This is a genomic window from Marinobacter sp. Hex_13 (assembly GCF_001566815.1).
Taxonomy (GTDB): domain Bacteria; phylum Pseudomonadota; class Gammaproteobacteria; order Pseudomonadales; family Oleiphilaceae; genus Marinobacter; species Marinobacter salarius.
Genome location: NZ_LSMM01000060.1, coordinates 16,026 through 40,120, shown reverse-complemented (window position 1 = coordinate 40,120; position 24,095 = coordinate 16,026). Strand labels below are relative to the sequence as shown.

Below are 24,095 nucleotides of genomic sequence, written 5' to 3'. Positions count from 1 at the left end.
AAAAGAAAAACTGGGGGCGCATATGATACACCAGTGGTGGCCGGGATTCAGTCGTAAACCGAGCGGTTTGCCTTCTCCGCCAATTCCCGGGCGGTCATGATGACCTTGCGACGAGTGAAGATAAGCTGCCAGCGGCGGCCGCCGGTCTGGTGCCAAAGGACGGCGGAGCGAATACCAGCCAGTAACAGGGCACGTACTTTGGCCGCATTCTCCTCGCGTTGAAGAATCGTGGGCTCACCGCTGACCTGGATACGCTGGCGGAAGGTGCTGATGGTGTCCGTGTAAATCGACGCCACGTTGGCAATCAGGTTGCTGTGGCTGTAGCCGAAATGGCTTGCGGTGTGCCGGGCCTGGTCGATCCGGCTGCCGATTACATCCAGCATGTCGCTGTTTTGACGAAGCTTGGAAGAGAGGTTGATCAGGTTCAGGGCGTAACGCAGTACTTCAATGTCCTGCTGTTTGCTCTGTTGGCTCATTACGCTGGCGAGGGTGGAAAGGCCTTCACGCAGGTCCTTCAGTTCACCGCCGAACACATCCAGGGTCGTTTCAGGCTGCGTGGCGAACAGTGAGCGCAGGCAGGTTTCAAAGCTGGACTCCGCGCACTGGCCGGAATGGGCTATTTGCTGGACCAGAGCAGAGGCCTGGAAGACGCCCGCCAGAGCCAGGGTCTGGTCGTGTATCGATCGGCTCATGCGCCGGCTCCTTCCGCCTTGTTGTCAGTTCCTGTGGGCGTCTGCTCACCGTCCCGCCAGGTTTGTTCGATAACGCCGCCACCAAGGCAGACCTCGTCGCGGTAAAACACGACAGACTGACCCGGAGTGACGGCGCGCTGTGCGTCGTCAAAGACAACCCTGAACCCGTTGTTCAGGGCTGTTACCGTGCAGTCCTGGTCCGGTTGGCGGTAGCGCGTCTTGGCTTTGCAGCGGAACTCCGCAGCCGGAGCTTCGCCGGCAATCCAATCCACCGGTCCGCTGATCAGTCCGCGAGAAAACAGCAGGGGGTGATGCTTGCCCTGAACGGCAACCAGTACGTTGCGGGACAGGTCTTTTTCCGCGACGTACCAGGGCTCGTCGCCAAACTCACTCAAGCCGCCAATGCCGAGGCCCTGACGCTGGCCAATGGTGTGGTACATCAGGCCCTGATGGCGGCCGATCACCTGGCCATCGGGGGTCTCGATGTTTCCGGGCTGCGCGGGAATGTACTGTTTGAGGAAATCCCGGAATTTGCGCTCCCCGATAAAGCAGATACCGGTGGAGTCTTTCTTGTCGTGGGTGATAAAGCCCTGTTCGGCGGCAATGCGCCGTACTTCCGGTTTTTCAAGCTCGCCCACTGGAAAGAGCGTACGGGCAATACGTTCGCCAGAGACGGCGTGCAGGAAGTAGCTCTGGTCCTTGTTGGGGTCAAGGCCCTTGAGCAGTTCGGCTCCGCCACTGCCGTCGTTCAGAGGGCGCTGGCGGGTGTAGTGGCCGGTGGCAATGTAGTCAGCGCCGAGGGTAATGGCGTAATCGAGAAACGCCCGGAACTTCACTTCCTTGTTGCAGAGGATATCGGGATTCGGGGTCCGGCCAGCCTTGTATTCCGACAGGAAGTGCTCGAATACCCGATCCCAGTATTCCGCCGCAAAGCTGGCGGTGTGCAGCGTAATACCGATGGTTTCCGCCACCGCCTGAGCGTCCGCCAGGTCGGTCATGGCGGTGCAGTATTCGGTGCCGTCATCCTCGTCCCAGTTTTTCATGAACAGGCCTTCCACCTGGTAACCCTGGTCCTTCAGGAGCCAGGCTGCCACGGAAGAGTCTACGCCGCCGGACATGCCGACAATCACTCGGGTATTTTCAGGTGCTTTAGTCATGTCTGGGTCTGTCGGGGTCAAAGGGGCGGATTCTAGCATTTAAGCCAGGTTACGTCTGCGGCTCGACAATGACATCCAGGGGAAAGCGGCGTCCGTTTCGGTAATCTTCTATGCATTGCATGACCAGAGGGCTCCGAAGTTTGTCGGCCTGTGAGCGGATTTCACCGGGTGTTAACCAGTGGGCAGCGATAATGCCGTCGTCCAGCTCATCGGTCACGCGGCCCAGGGCCCTGGCTGAGAAGCAAAACCGGTAGTAGGTAACGCCGTTGGCGGGGGCCTTGTAGGTATAGACGCCAAGAAAGTGCTCAGGGACCACCTCCCAGCCAGTCTCCTCCAGGGTTTCCCGCTGCGCTGCGTCAAGGATCCTTTCGCCTTCCTCTACGTGGCCCGCGGGCTGGTTGAGCACCACCTGACCATGGCTGAGTTCCTCAACCAGCAAAAAACGGCCATGGTCATCTTCAACAATAACGGCAACTGTGGCGTGGGGTGTCCAGGTCATGGGCGGGGTCGCCTCCGGGGTGCGTGTTTGCGGGGTTTCGCCGCCTTCCGCGCCGCGGTTCCAGGCGGGGGCGAAGGCGCATGTACGGATGTTGCCCTGTATTCGCCGGGCGAAAGCCCGTCCAGGGTCCAGTCTCCAATACCATAGCGAACCAATCGTAGGGTAGGGAAGCCGACTGCCGCCGTCATGCGACGGACCTGCCGATTTTTACCTTCGGTGATGGTGAGCTTCACCCAGCTCGTGGGGATCGATGCTCTGTAGCGTACTGGCGGGTTTCTGGGCCAGATCTCCGGCGGAGCCATCGTCGTAACTTCGGCTGGGCGAGTCTTACCGTCTTTGAGTTCCACGCCTTCGCGCAGTTTCTTCAGTGCCGTTTCGCTGATCTCGCCTTCAACCTGAACCCAATATGTCTTTGGCATTTTCAGCCGGGGAGAGGCAATTTGATGCTGCAGTTGCCCGTTGTCCGTTAGCAGCAAGAGACCTTCCGAATCATAGTCAAGCCGTCCGGCAGGGTAGACAGCGGGGATCTTGAGCCAGTCGGCAAGGGTGGCGCGGAGGGTGCCATCCGTACCGCCTTTCTCGTCGGTGAACTGGCAAAGCACCCGGAACGGTTTGTTGAACAGAATCAGCGTTGCCATGGTGGCAAATGAACCTTGATTTAGGGAATCGAATTTGAACAGGCGCATTATGCCAGAAGTAGGGAGAGAGGGGGTTGGGGAGGAGGGCCCGGTCGCCCCATCTGGTTGCGGAACGACCGAACGTCCGGACACAGGCTAACTGGCCGGTCATTGTGGGCCGGTGTTATCTGCCTGGGCAGTGGTGGCGTCAGCCGTCAAGCGTTTGCCGCGCGGGGCTGATCCTGGTATCCACTGTCCTGATTCTGTTCCACGTCGTCGTCACTGCCGGACGTTTTCTCAGAAGCGTTCTCTTGGGAACTCTGCTTCTGTGGCTGCTCCTCCGGAACGATGTTGACCGCGTGGATCCCTTTGTCGCTGGGCTTTTTATCGAAGGTGACGGCCTGGCCGGCCTTTAAGGTTTTGTAACCTTCCATTTGCACTGAAGAGAAGTGAGCAAACAGATCGTCACTGCAGCCTTCCTCGATAATGAAGCCATAACCCTTGGCATTGTTAAACCACTTTACTTTGCCTCTTGGCATGATGAACTCCCCTGTTCTTTCACTGTCAGTGTCTTTGTTATTGATGTTATTGCCGAGCGTTTTGCCTTGCACGGATTGCAGCCTGTTATAGGCTTCTTACGCCAATTTACAATATTTTACATTGCTATCGTACTGTTGACCAATATTCGCTCAGAGTCAATAGCAGTTATAGCCGGAATGTATGGTTGAACCGGGGCCGGAGCCTGTATCATGGCGAGATTGATAACCAGCGCACGTCCGGTTACCGGAGGTACCTTGAAAACCGGGCGGCAGACAACCATCTTTAAGCAGAGGCACCGATTTCCGGTAAAGAATCATGCGGACTATCCAGAATTCTCTACTAGTATTAAATCAGGGGGAGGACGAACAGCCAGGACGTCAGGACGATGTCAGTGTTGCTCCCGAGAAGCCCGCCCTCAAGCGCCCCGCGCGCTTCAGGGTTCTGCTTCTGAACGATGACTACACACCCATGGACTTTGTAGTGGATGTGTTGATGAAGTTCTTCGGAATGAACGAAGAAAAGGCGACGCAGGTGATGCTGCTCGTCCATACGCAGGGAAAGGCTGTATGCGGGGTATATACCCGGGACATCGCGGAAACAAAGGCGGCACAGGTGAACCAGTATTCCTCGGAATGCGAACATCCGCTCCTTTGCGAGATTGAACGTGCGGACTGATAGACCTTGGGGTGGCCCATGCTGAGCAAAGATCTTGAAATTACATTGAATGCGGCTTTCAAAAGTGCCCGCGACAAGCGTCATGAATTCATGACCGTCGAGCACCTTTTGCTGGCCTTGCTCGACAACGAATCGGCAGTGGGCGTCCTGAAAGCATGCGGTGCAGACCTGGCCCGGCTTCAGGAAGAACTCGTAGAGTTTGTGGATTCAACCACACCACTGATCCCCAGCAACGACAGCGAGCGGGAAACACAACCCACGCTCGGATTCCAGCGCGTGCTACAACGTGCTGTATTTCACGTACAATCCTCTGGCAAGAAGGAGGTAACCGGTGCCAATGTGCTGGTGGCCATCTTCAGTGAGCAGGAGAGCCAGGCGGTGTATGTGCTCAAGAAACAGAGCATCGCCCGCATTGACGTGGTGAATTTTGTTTCCCATGGCATCTCTCGCGTTCAGGGTGCCGAAGATCAGGAGGGTCACGATCAGGCGTCTCATGATGAAGCCGCAGAAGAAGGCGGTGCATCACGTCCGCTGGAAAGCTACGCAACCAACCTGAATGACCAGGCCCGCCAGGGCCGCATTGACCCGCTGATCGGACGTGAACACGAAGTCGAGCGGGTGGTTCAGATACTGGTTCGCCGTCGCAAGAACAATCCGCTGCTGGTGGGCGAAGCGGGTGTGGGCAAGACCGCGATTGCCGAAGGCCTTGCCAAGCGCATTGTGGATAGCCAGGTGCCGGAGATCATTTCTGACGCGGTGGTCTATTCACTTGATCTCGGTGCCCTGCTGGCTGGCACCAAGTACCGGGGTGATTTCGAGAAGCGGCTGAAGGGGCTGCTTGCAGAATTGAAGAAAGAGAAGCATGCGATTCTGTTCATCGATGAAATCCATACCATCATCGGTGCCGGTTCCGCGTCCGGCGGTGTGATGGATGCCTCCAACCTGCTCAAGCCCATGCTGAGCTCAGGGGAAATCCGGTGCATTGGCTCCACCACCTTCCAGGAATTCCGTGGCATTTTCGAGAAGGACAGCGCGCTGGCTCGCCGCTTCCAGAAGATTGATGTGAACGAACCCAGCGTTGAGGATACCTACCAGATCCTCAAGGGGCTGAAGTCCCATTTCGAGAAGCACCATGACCTGAAGTACACCGATCAGGCACTGCGTGTGGCGGCGGAGCTGTCTGAACGCTACATCACCGATCGCCACCTGCCGGACAAGGCGATTGACGTAATCGACGAAGCCGGTGCCCATCAGCGTCTGCTGGCGGTGGCCAAACGCAAGAAGACAATCGACGTGTCGGAAATCGAGGATGTGGTGGCCAATATCGCCCGCATCCCGCCGAAGAACGTATCCACCAGCGACAAGGACCTGCTGCGCAATCTGGAGCGGGATCTCAAGATGGTGGTCTTCGGGCAGGATCCGGCTATCGAGTCATTGTCCACCGCCATCAAGCTGGCCCGTGCCGGCCTGAAGGCGCCGGAGAAGCCGGAAGGTGCCTTCCTGTTTGCCGGCCCCACGGGTGTGGGCAAGACCGAAGTCACCAAGCAACTGGCCAAGGTGTTGGGTATCGAGCTGGTGCGCTTCGACATGTCCGAGTACATGGAGCGGCATACCGTGTCCAGGTTGATCGGTGCGCCTCCGGGCTATGTCGGGTATGACCAGGGTGGTCTGCTGACGGAATCCGTGAGCAAGCATCCGCATTGTGTGCTGTTGCTGGATGAGATCGAGAAGGCTCATCCGGAGGTCTTTAACCTGCTTCTGCAGGTGATGGATCACGGTACGCTCACGGATAATAACGGTCGTAAGGCGGATTTCCGTCATGTGATCCTGGTGATGACCACCAACGCCGGTGCTGAAAGCATGGCCCGCCGTTCCATTGGCTTCAGCGAGCAGGACCACAGCACGGATGGTATGGAAATCATATCCAAGACCTTTACGCCGGAGTTCCGCAACCGCCTGGATGGCATTATCCAGTTCGGTGATCTCCAGCCGGCCACCATCACCCACGTGGTGGACAAGTTCCTCACGGAATTGCAGGCGCAGTTGGACGAGAAGCACGTGGTGCTCCACGTTGACGACGCCGCGAAGGAATGGCTGGCCGAGAAGGGCTACGATGTCACCATGGGGGCTCGCCCGATGGCTCGCCTGATCCAGGACAAGATCAAGCGGCCCCTGGCGGAACAGATCCTGTTCGGCCGGCTGTCGGAGCATGGTGGTGATGTCCACATTCACCTCAAGGATGGTGAACTGGAGTTCGAGTACGAGGACGAACCGGCTGAGGCTGTGTAAGCAGCCCTGAGCGATTCTTCTCCTCCTGGAAAGGCCATGCTGGAAACAGCATGGCCTTTTTTGTCACTGGCCGACCATCAATTGACTCAGTTGAAGGGCCAGCCCTGACATTGTCGTCAATCCAATTGCTCCGCTTCTCTGTCAAATTGTTGTCTGACAGTCAGATTACCTGACGCGTACGCGCCGTGGTCTGTGTTTCCGTGAAACAACAATGATAAGGAGAACCGGGAAATGAAAGCGTTATCCATGCTTTTGCTGGTTGTGCTCGGGCTTTCCGGCTGGAGCAATGCCGGCGCGAGTGAGCGCCGTGAGTTCTGTGTATTTGATGTCGCCGGAGCAAGTGGATTTGTCTACCGTACGTTGCAGGATTACCACCGCAAGGCCGCATTGGCCGGCGTAGGCCTTAACATGCGTCCCTACACCGATGAAGATCAGGCCGTCGCAGATTTAAGAGCCGGGCGTTGCGACATTGTGGCGGTGACCGATATGGGCGCCCGTAAATTCAACGATTTTTCAGGCTCCATCAGTGCCATCGGGGCGATTCCCTATTATGAAGACCTGAAAGTGCTGCTCCATATTCTGGCCAGCCCCAGGGTTGACCGTCATCTTGAGCAGAATGGCTACGAGGTGTTGGGTGTGACGCCGATGGGAGCGGCTTACCTGTTCGTGAACGACCGGGCGATTGACCACGTGGAGGCTCTGGAGGGAAAGCGCATCACGGTGTTCGAGGGGCACCACGATGCCCGTCATATGGTTGAGTATGTTGGCGCGGTGCCGGTTGCGGCGAAAATTTCCGACTTTGCCAGCCTGTTCAATTCCGGCGAGGCTGATATCAGTTATGCGCCGGCGGCTGCCTACGAGGTGCTGGAGATGTTCCGGGGCATGGGCAGCAAAGGTGGTATTGTCGATTATCCGGTAGGGCAGGTAACCGTTCAGTTGATCGCCCGGGCGGATGAGTTCGACGACGCTTTTGTCAGGAAGTCACGGCGGATCATGTCCAGGCTCTACCCGGAGGCCATGCGCATTGTGAGGCAGTACGAACGGTCGATTCCCGAGGAGCGCTGGGTCAAGATTTCACCCGAAGCCGTCCGGGGTTACCAGGAAATGTTGCGCAGCGTGAGGATTGATATGCAGCAGTCCACGGAAGACTCGGGCATGCTGGCTGCGGGTGTGTACCATGACGACATGATGACGATACTGCGGAAGGTGCGGTGTTATACCAATCCAGGCGCGATGGAATGCTCGGCGGACAACCGGGAGTAGCGGCCTGGCATGGAAAGGCCTGAAAATAAAAAGCCCCGATATTCGGGGCTTTCAAGTCTCATACAGCTAACAGCTATCAGCGGGCGCGGTACACGATGCGTCCTTTGCTCAGGTCGTAGGGGGTCAGTTCTACCTTGACCTTGTCGCCTGTCAGAATACGGATATAGTTCTTGCGCATCTTGCCAGAAATGTGAGCGGTCACAATATGGCCGTTTTCGAGTTCAACCCGGAACATGGTGTTTGGAAGCGTATCAACAATAACGCCTTCCATTTCAATAGCATCGGACTTCGCCATTCAGTAAAAACCTCGTAAATTGGCTTGCTGTGATTTTAAATTGCGCAATTCTGCCTGATTTACCGCCATTTGGCAAAATCAGTTCACTTCCATGGTGTGCCATTGCCCGTCCCGAAGCGCTTCGATCGGGCGGAATCGTGTTTTATAGTTCATTTTCCGACATTCTTCGATCCAATACCCCAGATACAGGTGCGGAAGCCCCAGCCGTTTTGCTTCCTCTATCTGCCAAAGCACCGCAAAGGTGCCCAGGCTTCGGCTTTCGTAGGCAGGATCAAATACGGTATAGATGGCGGACAGGCCTTCGTCCAGCATGTCCACGGCGGCCAGGCCCACCAGGTTGTCTCCGTCCATGATTTCGACAAACCAGGAATCGGTGGCGCCTTCCACCAGGAACGACATGAACTGTTCACGGGAGGGTGGGTACATGTCGCCGTCAGAGTGCCGTTGTTCAATGTAATGGGCGTAGAGGCTGTAATACCGTTCCGAAAAGGTTGCCTTGACCATGCGGCAACTAAGATCGGCGTTCTTTTTCATGACCCTGCGTTGGCTGCGGTCAGGCTGGAACTCTTCCACCTTGAGCCTGACAGGAACACAGGCATTGCAGCTTTCGCAGTGGGGGCGATAGTAATGCGAGCCACTTCGACGGAAGCCCAGGGCGGTCAGTTGGCTGTACAGCCGCTTGTCCACATGGGCCCTCGGGTCGACGAACATGGTGGTTGCTTCGCGATCTGGCAGGTAACTGCAGTCGTGGGCCGGCGTGGCAAAAAACACCAGGGTCCTGAGATTGCTCATTCACACCTCCGGGCCGGGCCACTGCCACCGGAAGCCCCAGTCGCTGTGGTCCGGACTACTGTCGACGCATGTCCTGAGTATAGATAAAAATTCGCTGCGTGGGATACTTCGCGCACCCATTCGCAACAGATGGCCGCTTTCCACCTGGCAATCCATAATCCGATAGCCCCAATCCCGGAGTTGATTGGCCAGATGGACCATCAATACTTTCGAGGCGTTGGTTTCCAGTGAAAACATGGACTCACCAAAAAAGCAGCGGCCAATGGCCAGGCCGTACATTCCCCCGGCCAGTTCTCCCTTTGGATTCCATACTTCTATGGAGTGGGCTACCCCCTGTTTGTGAAGCTGGCCATAGCTGTCAATCATATCCTGGGTGATCCAGGTGCCTTCGGCACGGGTGTTGGCGCAGAGGCGGATGATGCGGGGGAAAGCCTGGTCGGCGGTGATGGTGAAATAGCCGCGGTTGAGGGTGCGCCGGAGGCTTCTGGAGATGTGGATCTCTTCCGGGAAAAGGACGCATCTGGGGCTGGGGGACCACCAGAGTATGGGCTGGTCGTCGCTGAACCAGGGGAAGATGCCGTTGCGGTAGGCGAGTTTGAGCCGCTCGGTGGATAGGTCACCGCCCAGTGCCAGCAATCCGTCGGGGTCGTCCAGGGCCTGTTCGGCAGGGGGGAACCAGAGTTGGTCGGGGTCTAGCCAGGGTAGTGACGTCATCTCGGTCCGGAGTTAGTACTCGAGTGTTGGTGGAGTCGGCGAGTGGTCACGGATGTTTGAAACACGCTCGAGCACGTCCGTGTGGCGCTTGGGCTCCGCCATCCATGGCTCCGCACAGTTTCAGACATCCGTAACCACTCGCCTTTTCGGGCCTCGGAGGTGCCTGCCCTGAACCACTTCCGAATAAGTTTCTCGGTTAAACTCAGTCTTGGTCCAGAAACTTTTCGGCGTCAAGTGCTGCCATGCAGCCGAAGCCTGCAGATGTCACGGCCTGGCGGTAGACGTGGTCGGCTACGTCGCCGGCGGCGAAGACGCCGGGGATGCTGCTCTGAGTGGCCATGCCTTCCAGGCCGGAGCGGATTTTGATGTAGCCGTTTTCCATATCCAGTTGGCCCTGGAACAGATCGGTGTTGGGTTTGTGGCCGATGGCGATGAAGACGCCGGCCAGGTCCATTTCCTGGGTGGATTCGCCCTTGGTGCTTTTGATGCGCATGCCCGTGACGCCGGTGCCGTCGCCGAGGACTTCGTCCAGGGTGTGGTCCCAGATGATGTTGACGTTGCCGTTTTCGGCTTTTTCGAACAGTTTGTCTTGCAGGATTTTTTCAGCGCGCAGGCTGTCGCGGCGGTGTACTAGGGTGACTTCGTCGGCGATGTTGGAGAGGTACAGCGCTTCTTCGACGGCGGTGTTGCCGCCGCCGATGACGGCGACTTTCTGTTTTTTGTAGAAGAAGCCGTCGCAGGTGGCGCAGGCGGAGACGCCCTGGCCCTTGAATTTTTCTTCCGAGTCCAGGCCCAGGTACATGGCGGAGGCGCCAGTGGCGATGATCAATGCATCGCAGGTGTATTCGCCGCTGTCACCCTTGAGGCGGAAGGGACGGTTACGCAGGTCGGCTTCGTTGATGGTGTCGTAGACCACCTGGGTCTCGAAGCGCTCCGCGTGTTTGAGCATACGTTGCATCAGCTCAGGGCCCTGTACGCCATCGTTGTCGCCCGGCCAGTTGTCCACGTCGGTGGTGGTGGTCAGCTGTCCGCCCACTTCGATACCGGTGATCAGCGTGGGTTTCAGGTTGGCACGGGCGGCATAGACGGCAGCGGTGTAGCCGGCGGGGCCGGAGCCTAGGATGATCAGTCTGGAGTGCTTGGTTTCGCTCATTGTGGTTCTCTCGCTAACGAATCTGGACGTGTTGCGCTGGCCGCGTTTTCACGTAATCGGTACGTTCGTCCGGGGGCTGGCCCGGAGGAAAAGGGCAAAAGGCTAACATGAACAGGATTGGTTTCCAGTTGTTTTGCCCAATTCATTCCATTAAGTGATGCTATCTATTCAATGACAGAGACGGAGGTCAGAAGTTGCCTTACTCTCTCCGCGCTCTTTCCGGACTCGCCCTGTTCCAGGCGGTGTTCGGCGACCGCCGGAAAGACCGCCTGGATGTCGTCCGGTAAGACATGGTGGCGACCGTCCATCAGGGCCCATGCCCGTGCGGCGCGCACGAGCCCAAGCCCGGCCCTGGGCGACAGGCCGTACAGCAGGCCGGGCATGCGCCGGCTCTGTTCCAGCAGGCGTTGTACGTAGTCCAGCAGCGCCGGGCTGGTGGACACCCGGTTGACGGCGTCCTGGAGGGTTTGCAGGTTTTCCGAAGAAAGCAGTGATTGCAGTCTGTCGGTCATGACCCGGCGGTCTTCACCTTCCAGCAGTTCCCGTTCGGCGCGCGGGTCGGGGTAGCCCAGCCGTATGCGCATCAGGAACCGGTCAAGCTGGGATTCCGGTAACGGGTAGGTGCCTCCCTGCTCGATGGGATTCTGTGTGGCGATAACGAAGAACGGGTGGGGCAGGGGGCGGGTTTCGCCTTCGATCGAAACCTGCCGTTCCTCCATGGCTTCCAGCAATGCACTCTGGGTTCTGGGAGACGCGCGGTTGATTTCATCAGCCAGCACAACCTGCGCGAAGATCGGTCCGGGATGGAACACCAGGCTCCCCGCTTGCTTGTCGTACATGGAGAAGCCAAGCACGTCAGCCGGTAACAGATCATTGGTAAACTGGATGCGCTGGTAGGTCAGGCCCATGACCTTGGCCAGTGCATGGGACAGGGTGGTTTTGCCCATTCCCGGAATGTCTTCAATCAGCAGGTGGCCCTTGGCCAGCAAGCCGCAGAGTGAAAGCCGTACCTGGTGATCCTTGCCCAGCAGTATGCTGTTTAACTCGCGGATAACCGTGTCGGTCAGTTTTTTCATGAAGTGCTTAGTCCCTTACCCGCTTGAGAATGTCACCGTAGGCGTCGATGCGCCGATCCCTGAAATACGGCCAGATGCGACGAATCGATTCACTGCGAGAGCGATTAATGGTGGCGGACAGTAGGGTTTCCGACTTGTCGTCGGCACGGGCCAGGAATTCTCCCTGGGGGCCGCAGATGAAACTGTTGCCCCAGAAACGAATGCCGTCCGAGTTGCCTGAAGGGTCTGGTTCCGTGCCGACTCGGTTTGGCGCGATGATCGGAAGGTTGTTCGCAACCGCATGGCCGCGTTGAACGGTTACCCAGGCATCCAACTGGCGCGCTTGTTCCTCCGGGTCGTCGGTGACGTCCCAGCCAATGGCCGTGGGATAGATCAATACCTCTGCGCCGGCCAGGGCCATCAGGCGGGCGGCTTCTGGATACCACTGGTCCCAACACACCAGCACACCCAGCCGACCCACGGAGGTGTCAATGGGGGTGAAGCCGTTGCGGCCGTCGTTGAAGCTGGCGTCGCCCGGGGTGAAATAAAACTTTTCGTAGAAGCCGGGATCGTCGGGAATATGCATCTTGCGGTAGAGCCCGGCGATGTTTCCATCCCGCTCAAAAACGACGGCCGTGTTGTGGTAGACGCCGTTCATTCTCCGTTCAAAGATAGACCCGACGAGAACAATGCCAAGTTCCGCCGCCAGAGCGGATAGCCGACGACTGGTCGGGCCGGGAATCGGCTCGGCGAGTTCGAATACCGAGGTGTCTTCGGTCTGGCAAAAGTAGAGCGTGGCGTGCAATTCCTGCAGGACGACGAGCTGGGCGCCGTCCGTAGCCGCCTGGCGGATCAGACGTTCGCTGGTTGCCAGGCTGGTATCCTTGTCAGCGCTGCATTGCTGCTGAATGGCGGCAATGGCCAGATCGGCGGATTGAGGAATCTGAGTCATGCGCCTACAACCCCTGCCGGTATCTGCATGGTGACGCAATGCAGGCTGCCTCCCTGTGTGATCAGTGGTCGACAGTTCACCGGAATCACTTCCCGCTCAGGGAAAACGTTCGACAGGGTGGCGACAGCGTCTTCATCCTGAGGCACCCCGTAAACCGGTACCAGCACGGCGCCGTTGATGACCAGGAAATTGGCATAGGTTGCGGGAAGGCGCTCGCCGTCTTCGTCATGGATGGCATCTGGCCAGGGCAGCGGGGTCAGGCGGTAGGGGTGGCCGTCAGCCTGGTGGAATTGCTGCAGCTCCTCCTCCATGGCCGCCAGGGCGCTGTAGTGCTCGTCGCTGACGTCCGGGCAGGCCACGTAACAGATATGGTCGGGGGCACAAAAGCGCGCCAGGGTGTCGATATGACTGTCAGTGTCGTCACCGGCAAGGTAGCCGTGGTTCAGCCAGAGGATGCGCTCGGCGCCCAGTGTTTCCGACAACAGGTGTTCAATACCGGCTCGATCCATGGATGGATTGCGGGAAGGCGTCAACAGGCATTCGCTGGTGGTCAGCAAGGTGCCTTTACCATCGGATTCGATAGAGCCTCCCTCGAGAACGAAGTCGACCGGTATCAGCGGTGTCGTGCCAAAGCTGCCAAAATTCGACAGGTGGCTGTTCAGGGCATTGTCCTTTTCCCAAGGGAATTTTCCGCCCCAGGCATTGAACCTGAAATCCAGTAATTCGTGGCCCTCGCCACGGCTAATGGCTAGGGGGCCGTGGTCGCGTGCCCAGGTATCGTTGGCCGGGGCAGGAACGGCCGCAACGCGGCCGGGCAAACCGTTATCCTGAGCGAACTGATTAAGGTCCCTTTCCAGCTCCTGCAAACGGACAACATGCTCACAGCTGAGTAATACGTGTTGAAAACGCAAAACGGTCCGCGCGATCTCCATAAACACCGGCTCGACATCGGCGAGGATGTCGCTCCAGTCCGTTCCGGGGTGGGGCCAGGTAAGCATGATGGCACTTTGGGGTGCCCACTCGGCGGGCATCACAGGTCTGGAAGTCAAGTTGTGAACACCTTATCCAAAAGCCGCCATTCTAACGAACGAGCGGGGTTGCGTCAGGATGTGCAGAGGATTTTTTAGCGGCTGGGCTTCAGTACCGCATGGATCACCCGGTCAGCTTCAAAGTACACGACAAAATCCGCGTAGTGCCATTGCGATATGGGTGGGTTGCCCACAGGCCCGGAGGTGCGGATCGGGTTGCCCCAGCCGTTGCGAACGCCGGACTGACTCATGCCAGTACGTGGAAGGTTTTCCTGTGCGCCGCGCTCAGCCTGCGACATCACTGGAACCCGAACCTCTTCCGCCACCGCGGTGGCAAGCGGGGCTACCGCCAGTCCTGAGAGGGCTGCGGCGGCGCAAACGGCTTTTATGGTGCGGTTTTTCATCAGTGACTTACTCCCTGGGATCGTCGTATCCGATTGAACGGGTTGCCTGGAAAATCTGGAAAGTGCCGTGGATGGTGCTCGCCAGACATTGATAAAACGTAATATCCACCAAAGACTAACAAAAGTCAGCCCGAATTCGATGATTTGTGGACCGTTTACTCTTTCTGTCGCTGGCGGATCTGCCATCGCATCACGTGGCGGGCGATTTGCTGTCGGTCGCTGTCCTGAATGTCGGTAAATTCCGTATGAACCCTGCCACCGCCGCTTTTGTCAGGTACAACGTCGATGACTCTGGCAGTCGCCACTGGCTGAAACAGCTCCGGTGGCAGCGTCATTCTCAGGGCCAGTTGGTCACCGGCGGAAAAACGGTTGGTGGAGCTGTGGAACGACAGCCCGCCTTCACTGAGTGTGACGTCCTGCCAGTCCCCAGGTTGCAACGGATTTTGCTCAAAGGCCATAATGCGCGCCAACGTATCCAGCTTCCCGTTCAGAGACTTGATCAGCGAGGTCAGCAGGCGGTCACGTTCTGCCAGGTTGGCGAGCTGTGCCCTGACATCCTGGTCCAGGCGTCTGAATTCCGAACGCAGGCTCTCCATGTGATTGCCGTTAAAGGGGTTTTCCCGATTAGCTTCACCAGGACCCAGCGTTCGGATTTCCAGGCCAATATGGTCACTGATGCGAAAGTAGTCCCTGCGATCAGAAGGATTATTCGCCGGGTTATTGTCGGGTGTCGTTTCAGACATCTGGGCTCCATAACGCGGTATTATTGTTTCCTGATAGCAGTTTAGCAGCTTCCTGACGGTCCGTATCGCCGCAGGATTTTCGACAGACCAGAAGGCAGCGACAGGCTCCTCCCAATGTTCAGACCCTTATCACTGTATGTCGGCTTGCGGTACACCGCGGCCAAACGACGTAATCACTTCATTTCGTTCATTTCCCTGACCTCCATGATTGGCCTGATGCTGGGCGTGGCTGTCCTCATCATCGTGTTGTCGGTGATGAATGGCTTCGACCGTGAGCTCAAGCAGCGGATTCTGGGCATGGTGCCTCACGCTGTGATCCAGGGTAACCCTGATCTTGATGACTGGCAGGAAGTGGACCGGAAAGTAGAGCAACACCCATCGGTGATCGCTGCAGCGCCCTTTATTCAGGGGCAGGGCATGGTCACGGGTGGCGGTGACGTTCGCGGCGTCATGCTCAATGGTGTACTGCCAGAGCAGGAGCGGAGCGTTTCCATCATTGAAAACCATATGATCGAAGGCGGGCTGGACGATCTGAAGTCCGGAGAGTTTGGCATCATTATTGGCCGGCAGATGGCCGCCAGCCTGCGCCTGCAATTGGGTGATCGGGTCACCGTGGTGTTGCCGGAAGCATCGGTAACTCCAGCCGGGGTATTGCCGCGACTGAAGCGATTCACGGTCAAGGGCGTATTCAGCGTCGGGGCGGAACTGGATGGCAACTACACCCTGATTCATATGGATGATGCATCAAAGCTCATACGCACCGACGGCAAAGCCCAGGGCGTGCGCCTTCTGGTGGACGATCTGTTTCAGGCTCCGAAAGTGGCAGAAGAAGTTGCGCGCCAGCTGAGCGGTCGCCACTTCATATCTGACTGGACCCGAACCCATGGCAATCTGTTCCAGGCCATCCGCATGGAGAAGACCATGATCGGCCTGCTGCTGATGTTCATCGTCGCGGTGGCCGCGTTCAACATTGTGTCGACACTGGTGATGGTGGTTACCGACAAGACAGCCGATATCGCTATCCTGCGCACGATGGGCGCCACACCCGGGCGAGTGATGCGGATCTTCATGGTTCAGGGCGCGGTGATTGGCATTACCGGCACCCTGGTGGGCACAGCGCTGGGCATTCTGGGTGCCTACAACATCAGCGGGTTTATTGCCTGGCTGGAGGCCTTTATGGGGCATCAGTTCCTGAGTGCAGACGTCTATTTCATCAGTTATCTGCCGTCCCAGCTGCAATGGCAGGACGTGTGGATCATCAGTGGTGCCGGCCTCGCCATGAGTCTGTTGGCAACGATCTATCCAGCGTGGAGAGCATCCCGCGTCGACCCGGCAGAGGCCCTGCGATATGAGTGATTCAGCAACCATGAACGATGACAGGTCATTGGTGATCAACTGCGAAAAAGTAACCAGAACCTATAACGAAGGGCCGGGAAAGCTGACGATTTTCTCGGACATTTCGCTTCAGGTATCGGCCGGCGAATCGGTAGGCATTGTTGGCAGCAGTGGTGCTGGCAAAACCACGCTGCTAAACCTGCTCGGGGGGCTGGATAAACCTTCTTCGGGTCATATTGATATCTGCGGGCAGGATATTCACCGGATGAGCGAATCCGGCCGGGCGCGTTTTCGCAATCGTCACTTGGGGTTTGTTTACCAGTTCCATCATCTGTTGCCGGAATTTTCGGCCCTGGAAAACGTCATGATGCCGGGTGCGTTGGGTGGCCGTGGCGTTCGCCAGGCCTCGGAACAGGCAACCGCCATTCTCGAACGTGTCGGGTTAGGCGCGCGTCTGGGGCATAAACCCGGAGAACTGTCTGGTGGTGAGCGTCAGCGGGTGGCGATTGCCCGCGCCCTGGTGAACGAGCCCGAGTGCGTCTTGATGGATGAGCCCACTGGCAATCTGGATGAGCAGACCGGGGAAAGCGTCCGCGAGCTTATCGAGTCGCTCAGGGACCAGATTGGCATTGCGTTCGTGTTGGTCACCCACGATATGGCCATGGCCAGGAGCCTGGGGCGGGTGCTTCGGCTGGAGCAGGGTGAACTGTTTCAGGAGCTTTGATGGGCGTCGGCGCCCGGCTTGGACTTGCGGGTGGCCCGGCGGTGGCGTATTCGAAGTAGCTGGCGCTCCCGCCAGTCGCTGCGGACCTTGCGCCGCCACAGGAATTGAATGACCAGATAGGCAAGGCAGGCCGAGCAGGTGGCCACCAGTACCGAGCCCAGGTAGAGAGGGATGCCGATATCCATCAGGCGGCCGCTGAGCCACGACCAGGACAACTGGATCTCGAAGTTCAGTACCGGTCTGTCCAGTATCCAGGCTCCAATCTTGTAATTGAAGTAGAACATCGGTGGCATGGTCACCGGATTGCTGATCCAGACGAGCACTACCGAAAGCGGCAGGTTGGCGTTGAACCAGATGGCGAAGAACGCAGCGGCAACCATCTGGAACGGCATCGGTATAAATGTCAGGAAAATACCGACCAGGAACGCCCTGGCGACGCTGTGGCGATTGATGTGCCACAAGTTGGGTTCATGAAGGATATCTCCGAGGAAGTGCAGCGACTCGATCGAGCGCACCCGTTCCGGCGTTGGTAGATAGCGTTTCATGAACTTCTTTGGCATTGGGAAGTTCTGCCTGCTCGGGATAATGGTTCCGGGGTATGGCGGCTCCCGGAATTGACCAACTATCAGGAGGACAAGGATTGTCCGGAAGTTTTATGGCCAGGGTCGGCCTCGTGGGCTTCGCCTGCGGCGTTATCTTACTGTATAGCTTGGCGGTCTTGCCACCTTTGCACTGGCTGATTTCCGCGACACCTATCCCGTTTGTCGCGATACTTCTCGCCAGGTCTCCGCTGTTCAGGGCGGTCGCAGTCCTGCTTGCTGGTGGGATTGTTGGCCTGGCCTGGGCGGCGCTGCAAGCGGACGGCCGGCAGCAGTCGGTGCTACCGACGACACTGGAAGGCCTGGAACTGGACGTCTCGGGGTATCTTTGTGATGTCCCATCCGAAGGCAGCTTCGGTAGCGTCCGTTTCGCCTTTTGCGTGACTCAATGGCATCTGCCCGAAGGCGACAGTACCTTTTCCGATGAGGATTTGCCGGATCGGTTGCGACTCGCCTGGTACGGCGATGAGGCCACGACCAGGCCCGGTCATCGGCTGATACTCACGGTTGCGCTCAAGCGCCCCCACGGTGCCGTGAATCCGGAGGGGTTCCGCTACGAATCCTGGCTGTATCGGAAGGGGTTTGGTGCCACCGGCACAGTCCGCGAGCTTTCCCGCTCAGACCACCTTGAGTGCCCGTTTCGTTGCCGGTATCACCGCTGGCGGGGAGAACTGGTGGACGCTGTCTCGGGCAGGCTGTCTGATGCGCGCCATTTCCCATTAATAACGTCCCTGATGATGGGCTACCGCGGGCATATGCAGCCCGAACACTGGGACGTTCTGAAAGCTACCGGAACCATTCACCTGGTTGCTATTTCGGGTCTGCATCTGGGGTTGATTGCCGCTGGGGCAGGCTTCCTGTGCCGCCGCCTGCTGCTTTGTCTTCCTGAACGTCGAGTATCGCCTGCGGCACTAAGAATGCTGGTTTTCCTTGTGGTCGCTAGCGCGAGCATCGGGTATGCGCTTGTGGCCGGGTTCTCCGTGCCCACCAGGCGGGCGCTTATTATGGTCATCATCGCCGGGTGGGTTCTCGTTGGCGCTCGGCAAACCGGGGTTTTTACGGGGCTGCTGACCGCGCTGGCCCTGGTGTTGTTAAGTGATTCGTTTTCGCCCCTGGACCAGGGGTTCTGGCTTTCTTTCGGCGCCGTGATGGTTCTGGTGTTGCTGTTTGCCCTCCGTGTTGGCAGGACTGCTTGGCTCACGGGGCTATTGCTGGCCCAAGTGGCCGTCTTTGCCGGGCTCTGGCCGATATTATCCACCCTGGGGCAGCCTCAGCCTGTGCTCGGTCTGGTAGCCAACCTGTTTGCCATTCCCTGGGTATCGCTGGTGGTCATGCCGTTATTGGTCGTGGGAGCTTTTGTACTGGTATTGCTCCCCTCTGCGGATGCCCTGGTGATTGGCGTGTTGGATGCCGTTTTTGGGGTTCTGTGGCAGGGGCTTTCCTGGCTCGCGAACGTTGATCTTGTGCTGACGGTGCCCGCCCCATTGCAGGTTGCGGGATTTTCCTTGGTGGTTCTGATGGCTCTGCTGGTCCCTTTCAACGGGTTTCGGAAGGCGGCTGCCTGTGTCACGTCGTTATGGATTGCCATGATCGTGTTTCGGGGCGAGGGGATGGAGGGGACGAACGAGACGGTCGCCCACCCTGAAATCTGGGTATGGGATGTCGGCCAGGGGCTATCCGTCCTGCTTCGCGAGCGGGACCGGGTGCTGCTCTACGACACTGGCCCGGCACTGGAGGGAGTCTACTCGTCGGTGGAGTCGGTGCTGATTCCCAATCTGAATGCTCTGGGCGTACGCCGCATTGATACCCTGGTAATCAGCCACGGCGATGGTGATCACGCCGGAGGGCTGCCATTGCTGTTCGACCGATTCAAAGTTGGGCGGATTGTTACCGGCGAACCCGGGAGAGTTGCCGACAAGTTGCCCGTAGGCGTAAAGGTTGAGCCCTGTTCTGGCCAGGTGGATGTCAAGATGGGCGATCTGGAACTGGAACTCTGGCAAAGCCGGGGCAGGGTTGAGGGTAATGACGCGTCCTGTGTGCTGACAGTATCGTCGGTTGTCCCGCCCGTTGAGGTGGTGTTGCCTGGCGACATAACCCGCCGGGTGGAAGAGGAGTTTATGGCCCGGGCCGACCATTATCGGAATGATACCGACCGCTATCGGGTTGTGCTGGCACCCCACCATGGCAGCAAAACGTCCTCATCGGAACCTTGGGTCGCCCGGATGGCTCCGAATCTCGCCGTAGTCAGTGCTGGCTACCGGCACCGTTTCGGTCATCCCCATGCAGACGTGGTTGAACGGTATCAGTCCGTTGGCAGCGATATCGCCAATACCGCTACCTCCGGCGCGATCAGGCTGGTTCTGGAGCCGGGTGGAGTGATAACCACAAAGGCAAGGGCCGCGACCCCGTTCTGGATTCGTAAACCCGAAACTCCCTGAACAGAGTGTAAAAACCGTGACATTCCGGGTGTGGCCTACACCGGCAGCTATGCTAAAGTAGCGCGGCTTGTAAACAATCAGGGAGACCAAGCGTGTTCGAGCTTTTGAAAGCCGGTGGCATCCTCATGGTGCCGATTCTTGCCTGTTCCATTCTTGCCCTTGCCATCATTCTAGAGCGCTTCTGGACGCTCAGACCGTCCAGGGTAACGCCTCAGCACACCATCAACGAACTGTGGCGGTGGATCAAGAAAAAGGAGCTTAACGGGCGCAAGCTCAAGGCACTGCAGGGGTCGTCTCCCCTGGGGCGGATCCTGGCCGGCGGGTTGATGAATGCCAAACATGGTCGCGAGATCATGAAGGAAAGCATTGAGCACGAGGCGAGTCAGGTCATTCATGAACTGGAACGTTTCCTGAACCCCCTCGGGACCGTTGCGACCATTACGCCTCTCCTGGGCCTGCTCGGGACCGTGATCGGCATGATCAAGGTGTTTGCAGAGATCCAGCTCGCCGGTGTAGGCGATGCCGGTAATCTGGCCGGGGGTATTTCGGAAGCACTGATTACGACGGCTTCGGGCCTGAGCGTGGCCATACCAGCACTGATCTGCCACCGTTACTTTATTCGACGTGTCGATGAGTTGGTTGTCGGCATGGAGCAGGAAGCCATCAAGCTTGTGGAAGTGGTGCATGGCGACCGCGAAATTGACGTGGAAGGAGCCTGAACACTGTGAAGTTCAAGCGTCAGAGAAGTCAGGAAGTCGGGGTAGACCTGACGCCACTGATCGATGTGGTCTTCCTGCTGCTGATATTCTTTATGGTGTCCACCACGTTTACCCGTGAGAGCCACCTCAATATCGAATTGCCGGAAGCCAACGGTGAGCGGTCGGAATCCGAGGCGGAGTTGATTGATGTGGTCATCAACGCCGAGGGCCAGTACATCCTCAACGACCGAACCCTGGTGAATAATCGTCGGGAAACCCTGGAAAGGGCGGTTAGTGAACTGGCACAGGACAACACGTCGCTGCCGTTCATCATCACCGCGGATGCCCGTACCCCTCACGAGTTCGTCGTGCGTGCCATGGATGTGGCGGGTCGTCTTGGTTTTGCCAAACTCAGCATCACCACCGAACGAGAGGCGGAAGGCAGTGAGTGACGCCACGTCGACAGCCGAAGAGTCACACCAGCCGGCATCCAACTGGGGAACCTACAAACGCCTGTTGGCTTACGTAAAGCCTTTCTGGCTGGCGTTCTCGCTCGCCGTGGTTGGCAATATCATCTACGCAGCGGCTTCTACAGGTATGGCTGCGGCGATGGAATACGTCATTACGGCACTGGAAAATCCCACCGACAAGAACCGAATTCTGCTGACGTTATTGATTGTTGGGGTGTTTGCCTTTCGTGGTGTCGGCACCTTCATGAGCCAGTATTTCATCAGTTACGTTGGGCGGCAGGTTATTAACGCCCTGCGCCAGCAAGTCTTCGACCGTTTGCTGAGCCTGCCGTCTCGCTATTTCGATGAGAACGCTTCCGGCCGGCTGGTTTCGAAGATCACGTACAATGTTGAACAGGTGGCGGATGCCACGACCAACGCCGTGACCATCACCCTCAGGGAAGGGCTTACCATTCTCGGCCTGCTGGGCTTTATGATTTACACCAACTGGAAGTTGACCCTTGTATTCCTGGCCGTGGGGCCGTTGATTGCCCTGGTGGTCAGCTACGCGAGTAAGCGCTTCCGCAGAATCAGCAAACGTATCCAGGGGTCGATGGGCGATATTACCCATGCGGCTTCCGAGTCCATCAGTGGCTATCGGGTGGTCCGTACCTTTGGCGGCGAGCACTATGAACGCGACCGCTTCCGCAAGGTCAGTGAGAAAAACCTGGAGCAGAGCCTGAAGATGGCTTCCACCCAGGCCATCAGCATCCCGGTTATCCAGGTGCTGGTGGCGATTGCCATCGCGGCACTGGTGTGGACCATGCTGGCGCCGGAGATCCGTGGCGAAATGAGTACCGGCCAGCTTGTGGCCTTCATTACCGCCGCAACAACCATGGCCAAGCCCATTCGCCAGGTAACGTCCGTACATGCCAAGATCCAGCGTGGCGTTGCCGCTGCCCACGACGTCTTCGGAACCATGGACGAGGAACCGGAACACGATCCGGGCACCTACGCGCCGGAACGGGTTAACGGCAACATTGAATTTGAAAGCGTGTCCTTCCGCTATCGTGACCAGTTGGACGACGTTCTCAAGGATATTTCCCTGAACATACCCGCCGGTCAGAGTGTTGCCCTGGTCGGGCGTTCGGGCAGTGGCAAGTCGACACTGGTCAGTCTTTTGCCTCGTTTCTACGAGTACACCGGTGGGGATGTCCGTCTGGACGGCCACTCCCTGAAAGAATTCAGCCTGGAAGCCCTGCGCTCACAGATTGCGCTGGTGACCCAGAACGTGGTTCTTTTCAACGACACCATTGCGGCCAACATTGCCTATGGCGCACTCCGCCACTGCAGTCGCGAGCAAATCACTGATGCAGCGGCCAAGGCCCATGCGCTGGAGTTCATCGAGCGTATGCCGGAAGGTCTGGATACCATGATTGGTGACAACGGCGTGATGCTTTCCGGCGGCCAGCGCCAGCGACTGGCCATTGCAAGGGCCCTGCTGAAAAACGCACCGGTGCTGATCCTGGACGAGGCAACATCGGCCCTCGATACGGAATCGGAACGGCACATACAGGATGCACTGGAAACCGTCATGCAGGGTCGTACAACGTTGGTCATTGCCCACCGGCTATCAACCATTGAAAAGGCGGATCGCATCCTGGTGATGGATGGCGGCAGAATTGTCGAGTCCGGTCGCCATGATGAATTGCTGGCCGAGGGCGGCGCCTACGCCCAGCTCCACCAGATGCAGTTCAGCGAGCAGGCATGACCACGCTGGTGGAACGGGTATGGTACAGCGGTAGGCGCCCCCTGTGGCCGTTGTATCCGCTGGTCTGGCTCTACCGCACCATTTCTGAAAACCGTCGCCGCCGGGCCTGGCAGGCGATGAACGAACGCATTCCGGTTCCCGTGGTGGTGGTGGGCAATATCACCGCCGGGGGCACAGGAAAATCCCCGCTGACTGCCGCTCTCACCAGTCTGCTGAAGGACCAGGGTTGGCAGCCAGTGATCCTGAGCCGTGGCTACGGTGGCAAGTCTGATCGCTATCCGCTGTTGGTCAACGCTGACACCGACGCCAGGATCGCCGGTGACGAGCCGGTAATGCTGGCCGCGCAATCGGGATGCCCGGTTGTGGTGGACCCGGATCGCAGACGGGGTGCCCTATGGGCACTGGAGCAAGGGCTGGGTACCATTCTGGTGTGCGACGACGGGCTCCAGCATTATCGGCTTCCCCGGGATATTGAACTGGCCGTTTTCGATGCGGCCCGTGGTGTCGGCAACGGCGCCCTGATTCCAGTGGGGCCGTTGCGTGAACCTCTGGCGCGGCTGGAATCCGTCGACTTCGTGATCACCAATGGCGGCCATCTCGACGAGCTCGAGCATGAGCGCCAGTTCACCATGACCCTGGCCCCTACTGAGCTGCGCAACCTTGTGACCGGGGAAGTGCTGTCTCCGGAATGCCTGGAAGGCCGGCGCGTGAGGGCAGTGGCAGGGATCGGTAATCCCAGCCGATTTTTCGATACACTGATGGCGCTGGGGGCCCAGGTCAGGCCTCTTGCCTTGCCGGACCATCATCGTTTTACGCCCGCCGACCTGCACTCCGAAGACGGCGAATGGCTGGTGATGACCGCTAAGGATGCGGTCAAGTGCCGCGGGATCGCCCCTGACAACACCTGGGTCCTGTCTGTCACGGCCAGCCTCCCCGAGGTGTTTTCCGAGGCGTTCGTGGCCCGCGTCAATGACTGCAACCAATCGCTGGATACAATGACATTGTGAGAACCGCACCATGGATAAAAAACTGATGGCCCTGCTGGCCTGTCCGGTATGCAAAGGTGACCTGAAGCTGAACGACGCCAAAACCGAGCTTGTCTGCTATCAGGATGCGATGGCCTTTCCGGTTCGCGAGGGGATACCGGTGATGCTCGCCACCGAAGCCCGGACTCTGACGACCGACGAGCGACTCCACAAACGCTGACAGGAAG

The 24,095-nt window shown here is 58.2% G+C and carries 26 protein-coding genes; 11 read left to right on the top strand and 15 right to left on the bottom strand.

Annotated features, from left to right (window positions below; translation table 11 throughout):
• Window positions 1–47: 47 nt before the first annotated feature.
• From hflD to AXW11_RS15225, 5 genes are all read right to left on the bottom strand, one after another.
• Window positions 48–692: a high frequency lysogenization protein HflD gene (gene hflD, locus AXW11_RS15245; protein ID WP_036205300.1), complete on the bottom strand. Its 645-nt coding sequence runs from the start codon at window positions 690–692 to the stop codon at window positions 48–50.
• The gene (mnmA, locus tag AXW11_RS15240) at window positions 689–1,849 is read right to left on the bottom strand and encodes a tRNA 2-thiouridine(34) synthase MnmA (protein WP_091641336.1); all 1,161 of its coding nucleotides are present in this window, start codon (window positions 1,847–1,849) and stop codon (window positions 689–691) included. The genes hflD and mnmA overlap by 4 nt, the downstream gene beginning before the upstream one ends.
• A 49-nt stretch (window positions 1,850–1,898) precedes the next feature.
• The gene (locus tag AXW11_RS15235; protein WP_041334261.1) at window positions 1,899–2,348 is read right to left on the bottom strand and encodes an NUDIX hydrolase; all 450 of its coding nucleotides are present in this window, start codon (window positions 2,346–2,348) and stop codon (window positions 1,899–1,901) included.
• Window positions 2,345–2,986 carry a pseudouridine synthase gene (locus AXW11_RS15230; RefSeq protein ID WP_091641469.1) on the bottom strand — a complete coding sequence of 214 codons (642 nt, stop codon included), beginning with the start codon at window positions 2,984–2,986 and terminating at the stop codon, window positions 2,345–2,347. The genes AXW11_RS15235 and AXW11_RS15230 overlap by 4 nt, the downstream gene beginning before the upstream one ends.
• A gap of 194 nt (window positions 2,987–3,180) precedes the next feature.
• Window positions 3,181–3,504 carry a cold shock domain-containing protein gene (locus AXW11_RS15225; RefSeq protein WP_041336669.1) on the bottom strand — a complete coding sequence of 108 codons (324 nt, stop codon included), beginning with the start codon at window positions 3,502–3,504 and terminating at the stop codon, window positions 3,181–3,183.
• Between the two features lie 316 nt (window positions 3,505–3,820).
• On the opposite strand from AXW11_RS15225, the gene clpS reads away from it, so the two are divergent.
• The 3 genes from clpS (at window position 3,821) to AXW11_RS15210 (ending at window position 7,732) form a co-directional block, all read left to right on the top strand.
• A complete protein-coding gene (clpS, locus tag AXW11_RS15220) occupies window positions 3,821–4,180 on the top strand; it encodes an ATP-dependent Clp protease adapter ClpS (RefSeq protein WP_036205304.1) in 360 nt (119 codons plus the stop codon).
• Between the two features lie 18 nt (window positions 4,181–4,198).
• A complete protein-coding gene (gene clpA / locus AXW11_RS15215) occupies window positions 4,199–6,469 on the top strand; it encodes an ATP-dependent Clp protease ATP-binding subunit ClpA (protein ID WP_036205311.1) in 2,271 nt (756 codons plus the stop codon).
• Between the two features lie 231 nt (window positions 6,470–6,700).
• A complete protein-coding gene (locus AXW11_RS15210) occupies window positions 6,701–7,732 on the top strand; it encodes a putative solute-binding protein (RefSeq protein WP_051946689.1) in 1,032 nt (343 codons plus the stop codon).
• A 76-nt stretch (window positions 7,733–7,808) separates the two neighbouring features.
• Here the strand turns inward: AXW11_RS15210 and infA are convergent, their stop codons facing one another.
• The 9 genes from infA to AXW11_RS15165 all read right to left on the bottom strand — a co-directional run bounded on the left by infA (window position 7,809) and on the right by AXW11_RS15165 (window position 14,868).
• Entirely contained in the window at window positions 7,809–8,027 is a 219-nt protein-coding gene (gene infA, locus AXW11_RS15205) for a translation initiation factor IF-1 (RefSeq protein WP_007153725.1), read from the bottom strand.
• A gap of 78 nt (window positions 8,028–8,105) precedes the next feature.
• Window positions 8,106–8,819 (bottom strand): arginyltransferase, encoded by a 714-nt coding sequence (locus tag AXW11_RS15200; RefSeq protein ID WP_041334264.1) that lies wholly within the window; start codon window positions 8,817–8,819, stop codon window positions 8,106–8,108.
• Complete coding sequence (gene aat / locus AXW11_RS15195) at window positions 8,820–9,533, bottom strand: leucyl/phenylalanyl-tRNA--protein transferase (RefSeq protein WP_041334266.1); 714 nt, start codon at window positions 9,531–9,533, stop codon at window positions 8,820–8,822. It lies immediately after the preceding gene.
• Between the two features lie 202 nt (window positions 9,534–9,735).
• Window positions 9,736–10,686 carry a thioredoxin-disulfide reductase gene (trxB, locus tag AXW11_RS15190; RefSeq protein ID WP_041334269.1) on the bottom strand — a complete coding sequence of 317 codons (951 nt, stop codon included), beginning with the start codon at window positions 10,684–10,686 and terminating at the stop codon, window positions 9,736–9,738.
• A gap of 164 nt (window positions 10,687–10,850) precedes the next feature.
• Window positions 10,851–11,762 carry an AAA family ATPase gene (locus AXW11_RS15185; protein WP_036205316.1) on the bottom strand — a complete coding sequence of 304 codons (912 nt, stop codon included), beginning with the start codon at window positions 11,760–11,762 and terminating at the stop codon, window positions 10,851–10,853.
• Window positions 11,763–11,769: 7 nt separating this feature from the next.
• Window positions 11,770–12,693: a carbon-nitrogen hydrolase gene (locus tag AXW11_RS15180; protein ID WP_041334272.1), complete on the bottom strand. Its 924-nt coding sequence runs from the start codon at window positions 12,691–12,693 to the stop codon at window positions 11,770–11,772.
• Window positions 12,690–13,724: an agmatine deiminase family protein gene (locus tag AXW11_RS15175; RefSeq protein WP_082040548.1), complete on the bottom strand. Its 1,035-nt coding sequence runs from the start codon at window positions 13,722–13,724 to the stop codon at window positions 12,690–12,692. Before AXW11_RS15175 ends, AXW11_RS15180 begins: the two co-directional genes overlap by 4 nt.
• A 92-nt stretch (window positions 13,725–13,816) precedes the next feature.
• Window positions 13,817–14,125 (bottom strand): hypothetical protein, encoded by a 309-nt coding sequence (locus tag AXW11_RS15170; protein ID WP_041334275.1) that lies wholly within the window; start codon window positions 14,123–14,125, stop codon window positions 13,817–13,819.
• Between the two features lie 155 nt (window positions 14,126–14,280).
• A complete protein-coding gene (locus AXW11_RS15165) occupies window positions 14,281–14,868 on the bottom strand; it encodes a PilZ domain-containing protein (RefSeq protein ID WP_036205319.1) in 588 nt (195 codons plus the stop codon).
• A 114-nt stretch (window positions 14,869–14,982) separates the two neighbouring features.
• On the opposite strand from AXW11_RS15165, the gene AXW11_RS15160 reads away from it, so the two are divergent.
• Both AXW11_RS15160 and AXW11_RS15155 read left to right on the top strand, forming a co-directional pair.
• Window positions 14,983–16,224: a lipoprotein-releasing ABC transporter permease subunit gene (locus tag AXW11_RS15160; protein ID WP_036205320.1), complete on the top strand. Its 1,242-nt coding sequence runs from the start codon at window positions 14,983–14,985 to the stop codon at window positions 16,222–16,224.
• Window positions 16,217–16,927 carry an ABC transporter ATP-binding protein gene (locus AXW11_RS15155; protein ID WP_036205321.1) on the top strand — a complete coding sequence of 237 codons (711 nt, stop codon included), beginning with the start codon at window positions 16,217–16,219 and terminating at the stop codon, window positions 16,925–16,927. The genes AXW11_RS15160 and AXW11_RS15155 overlap by 8 nt, the downstream gene beginning before the upstream one ends.
• Here AXW11_RS15155 and AXW11_RS15150 read toward each other — a convergent pair.
• Window positions 16,915–17,487, bottom strand: a complete 573-nt coding sequence (locus tag AXW11_RS15150; RefSeq protein ID WP_036205322.1) for a DUF2062 domain-containing protein — start codon at window positions 17,485–17,487, stop codon at window positions 16,915–16,917. The two genes, AXW11_RS15155 and AXW11_RS15150, sit on opposite strands and share 13 nt — an antisense overlap.
• A 95-nt stretch (window positions 17,488–17,582) precedes the next feature.
• Here AXW11_RS15150 and AXW11_RS15145 point away from each other — a divergent pair, with 95 nt between their 5' ends.
• The 6 genes from AXW11_RS15145 (at window position 17,583) to AXW11_RS15120 (ending at window position 24,088) form a co-directional block, all read left to right on the top strand.
• The gene (locus AXW11_RS15145) at window positions 17,583–19,964 is read left to right on the top strand and encodes a DNA internalization-related competence protein ComEC/Rec2 (protein ID WP_177190595.1); all 2,382 of its coding nucleotides are present in this window, start codon (window positions 17,583–17,585) and stop codon (window positions 19,962–19,964) included.
• Window positions 19,965–20,056: 92 nt separating this feature from the next.
• Window positions 20,057–20,683: a flagellar polar localization protein PocA gene (pocA, locus tag AXW11_RS15140; protein ID WP_007155358.1), complete on the top strand. Its 627-nt coding sequence runs from the start codon at window positions 20,057–20,059 to the stop codon at window positions 20,681–20,683.
• 5 nt (window positions 20,684–20,688) lie between these two features.
• Complete coding sequence (locus AXW11_RS15135; RefSeq protein WP_036205324.1) at window positions 20,689–21,114, top strand: ExbD/TolR family protein; 426 nt, start codon at window positions 20,689–20,691, stop codon at window positions 21,112–21,114.
• Complete coding sequence (gene msbA, locus AXW11_RS15130) at window positions 21,107–22,882, top strand: lipid A export permease/ATP-binding protein MsbA (RefSeq protein WP_075196219.1); 1,776 nt, start codon at window positions 21,107–21,109, stop codon at window positions 22,880–22,882. The genes AXW11_RS15135 and msbA overlap by 8 nt, the downstream gene beginning before the upstream one ends.
• Window positions 22,879–23,889: a tetraacyldisaccharide 4'-kinase gene (gene lpxK, locus AXW11_RS15125; RefSeq protein WP_091641331.1), complete on the top strand. Its 1,011-nt coding sequence runs from the start codon at window positions 22,879–22,881 to the stop codon at window positions 23,887–23,889. The genes msbA and lpxK overlap by 4 nt, the downstream gene beginning before the upstream one ends.
• Before the next feature lie 10 nt (window positions 23,890–23,899).
• The gene (locus tag AXW11_RS15120; protein ID WP_041334278.1) at window positions 23,900–24,088 is read left to right on the top strand and encodes a Trm112 family protein; all 189 of its coding nucleotides are present in this window, start codon (window positions 23,900–23,902) and stop codon (window positions 24,086–24,088) included.
• Window positions 24,089–24,095 lie beyond the last annotated feature (7 nt).